Annotated in this window: 3 protein-coding genes; 2 read left to right on the forward strand and 1 reads right to left on the reverse strand. The window is 69.6% G+C overall.

What is annotated here, in order from left to right; genetic code table 11:
* Nucleotides 1-31: 31 nt before the first annotated feature.
* Nucleotides 32-2,083: a M3 family metallopeptidase gene (locus tag ACTHNQ_RS08705; RefSeq protein WP_440332877.1), complete on the reverse strand. Its 2,052-nt coding sequence runs from the start codon at nt 2,081-2,083 to the stop codon at nt 32-34.
* Between the two features lie 105 nt (nt 2,084-2,188).
* On the opposite strand from ACTHNQ_RS08705, the gene ACTHNQ_RS08710 reads away from it, so the two are divergent.
* A complete protein-coding gene (locus tag ACTHNQ_RS08710) occupies nt 2,189-2,797 on the forward strand; it encodes an ArsR/SmtB family transcription factor (protein WP_440332878.1) in 609 nt (202 codons plus the stop codon).
* Between the two features lie 10 nt (nt 2,798-2,807).
* A complete protein-coding gene (locus tag ACTHNQ_RS08715; protein WP_440332880.1) occupies nt 2,808-3,038 on the forward strand; it encodes a hypothetical protein in 231 nt (76 codons plus the stop codon).
* The last annotated feature ends 59 nt before the right edge of the window (nt 3,039-3,097 follow it).

A 3,097-nucleotide genomic window follows, 5' to 3' on the forward strand; every position in this document is an offset into this window, starting at 1 on the left:
CCCCCCCCCCCCCCCCCCCCCCCCCCGACGGTCAGTCCGCGAGCCCCCGGCGTTCGAGGAGCGGCTGGATGACGGCATCCCGTCCACGGAAGTCGCGGTAGGCCTCGAGCGGATCCTTCGACCCGCCCACACCGAGCAGGCGGTCGCGGAAGCGATCTCCGTTCTCGCGACGCAGCCCGCCGTTCTCACGGAACCATTCGACGGTGTCGGCGTCGAGCACCTCGCTCCAGATGTACGCGTAGTAGCCCGCGCTGTACCCGCCCGAGAAGACGTGGGCGAAGTACGTCGACGAGTACCGCGTCGGGACCGCGGGGTTGTCGAGTCCGATGTCCGCCAGCGCCGCGGCCTCGAAGGCCGCGACGTCGATGTCGGCTGCGGCCTCGTCCGCAGTGAGCGAGTGCCAGGCCTGATCGAGCCAGGCCGCGGCGAGGTACTCGCTGGTCGCGAAGCCCTGGTTGAAGGCCTCGGAGGCGTGCAGCTTCTCGACGACGTCGGCGGGCAGCGGTTCGTCGGTGTCGATGTGGCGCGCGTACGACGCGAGGATCTCGGGCCAGTAGATCCACATCTCGTTGACCTGGCTCGGGAACTCGACGAAGTCGCGGAACACGTTGGTCCCCGCGAAGTGAGGGTAGGTGACGGTCGCGAACAGCCCGTGCAGTGCGTGCCCGAATTCGTGGAAGAGCGTGGTGACCTCGTCGAGGCTGAGGAGCGTCGGGCGCCCCGCGGCCGGCTTCGGGACGTTCAGGTTGTTGACGACGATCGGCGCGGTGCCGCGCAGACGCGACTGCAGCACGATCGAGTTCATCCACGCGCCGCCCCGCTTGCTGTCGCGCGTGTACAGGTCGAGGATGTAGAGACCGAGCGCCGAACCGTCGGCGTTGTGCACCTCGAACACGCGGGTGTCGGGGTGGTAGCCCTTCAGGTCGTGGCGCTCGGTGAACGTGATGCCGTACAGGTCGGTCGCGGCGCGGAACACGCCGTCCTGCAGCACACGCTCGGCCTCGAACCACGGACGCAGTGCGGCGCGGTCGAGGTCGTACTCGGCGGCGCGCACCTTCTCGGTGTAGAACGCCCAGTCGTGCGCCTCGATCGGGAAGGGCGCCGGCTCGGCGTCCACGATCGCCTGCAGCTTCTGCTGCTCGCGCACGGCGTTGCGCGCGGCCGGGACGGCGAGCTCCCGCAGCAGGTTGTGCACGGCAGCGGGAGAGCCCGCGGTCTCGTCCGACGTGATGTACGCCGCGTGCGAGTCGTAGCCGAGGAGCGCGGCGCGTTCGGCGCGCAGCCGCACGATCTCGAGCAGCGTGGCCCGGTTGTCGTGCTCGTTCCCGCGTGAACCGCGGGAGCGGGATGCCGCCAGCAGGCGCTCGCGCGAAGGCCGGCTGGTGAGGCTCGACAGGTAGGGATGACCGGTGAACAGGGTCAGGGTGACCACCCACTTGCCGTCGAGGCCGCGATCTGCTGCAGCCTGCGCGGCGGCGGACAGCTCGCCTTCGCTCAGCCCGTCGAGGTCCGCGGCATCGTCGAACACGACGGCGAGGTCGTTCGTGTCGGCGAGCAGGTTCTTCTCGAACTGCGTCGTGAGCGTCGACAGTCGCTGGTTGAGGTCGGTGAGCCGCGCCTTGGCGTCGTCGTCGAGGCCTGCGCCGGCGTGCGACATCTCGGTGAAGTGCCGTTCGACCAGGTAGCGCTGTTCAGCATCGAGGTCGAGGGCGTCGAGCTGGTCGTGCAGGGTCTTGATGCGCCAGAAGAGGGCGGAATCCAGCTGGATCGAGTCCTGGTGCGCCGACATCAGCGGGGCGAGCTGCTCCTCGATCGCCTGGATCTCGTCCGTCGCGTCGGCCGATGACACCGTGTAGAACGTGCGGGCGACGTCGCCCAGCAGGCGGCCGCTCGCCTCGAGCGGGACCAGGGTGTTCTCGAACGTGGGCATGGACCGCACCACGGTGATGCGCGACACTTCGGCGCGGTGCTCGGCGAAGGCCTGCTCGAACGCGGGCAGGTAGTGCTCGGGCCGGATCGCGGAGTAGTCGGGGAGCCCGTAGGGCAGCGTGCTGGGGGAGAGGAGCGGGTTGTCAGTCGCCATGGCGCCAGCCTAGTGCGCGGGGTCCGTGGTGCCGCGATGTCTTTGCAAAAGACTGATTGCAAAGATGTGCTTGCAAAGATGTCTTTGCATCGCTATCGTGAAGGCATGGCAGACGAGACCCCCCGCAGCAGCGCGAACCCCCGCGGCGACCGCGTCCTCGACGCTGGCGCGCTGCGCGCACTGGCGCACCCGCTGCGGGTCAAGATCTACGACATCCTCAGCCAGTACGGCCCGCAGACAGCGAGCTCCCTGGCCGAGCGGCTGGGGGAGTCCTCGGGCTCGACCAGCTACCATCTGCGAGCGCTGGCCAAGCACGACCTCATCCACGAGGTCGACGGTCGCGGTTCCGGCCGCGAGCGCTGGTGGGAGCGTCCGAAGGGCGGCGTGTCGTTCGCGAACGCCGAAGCCATCAAGACGCCGTCCGGCAGGGCCGCGACCCAGATCGTCATGGGCGAGTTCTTCAAGCTCCGCCAGGAGCAGCTCATGCAGTTCATCGATCGCGGTCTCGCCGAAGAAGAGGAGGAGTGGCAGGAGGGGAGCATGATCTCCACGGCCACCGCCCGCCTCACCCCGGAGCAGTCCGAGGAGCTGTCCCGCAACATCATGGCGCTGATCGACGACGCCGTGGACAAGTACCGCAACCAGACCGGCGCGAACGTCCGGCCCGTCACCATCCGGGCCGACCTGTTCCCGCTTCCGGAACTCGAAGACTAGGAGCGCAGCCATGACCACCATCACCGCCCACCACGTCGTGTCGTCGCGCGCCGTCGCGCGCACCACCGCTTTCGAGCGTGCGCTGCTGCAGGCGGCATCCGCCCTCGACGCCTTCGTCGCGAGCCGCCTGGAGCGCCGGGCCGATGACGGCCGGCGCCGCTCGGTCGCGGTGCAGGATGCCGCCGCCCGCACCCGTGCTGCGGCCGAGGCGCGCGCCGCCCTGGGCGTCCTCCCGCGATGAGCGACATCGTCGACACCGCGTCGGAGGCCGGATCGTCGGCCGAGCGGGCACGCAGGGTC

Origin of the sequence: Microbacterium sp. (genome assembly GCF_051953575.1) — a bacterium.
Taxonomy (GTDB): Bacteria; Actinomycetota; Actinomycetes; order Actinomycetales; family Microbacteriaceae; genus Microbacterium.

Coding starts and splice junctions, on each gene's coding strand:
- ACTHNQ_RS08705 (WP_440332877.1), bottom strand. CDS start 2,083: ATGGCGACTGACAACCCGCTCCTCTCCCCCAGCACGCTGCCCTACGGG.
- ACTHNQ_RS08710 (WP_440332878.1), top strand. CDS start 2,189: ATGGCAGACGAGACCCCCCGCAGCAGCGCGAACCCCCGCGGCGACCGC.
- ACTHNQ_RS08715 (WP_440332880.1), top strand. CDS start 2,808: ATGACCACCATCACCGCCCACCACGTCGTGTCGTCGCGCGCCGTCGCG.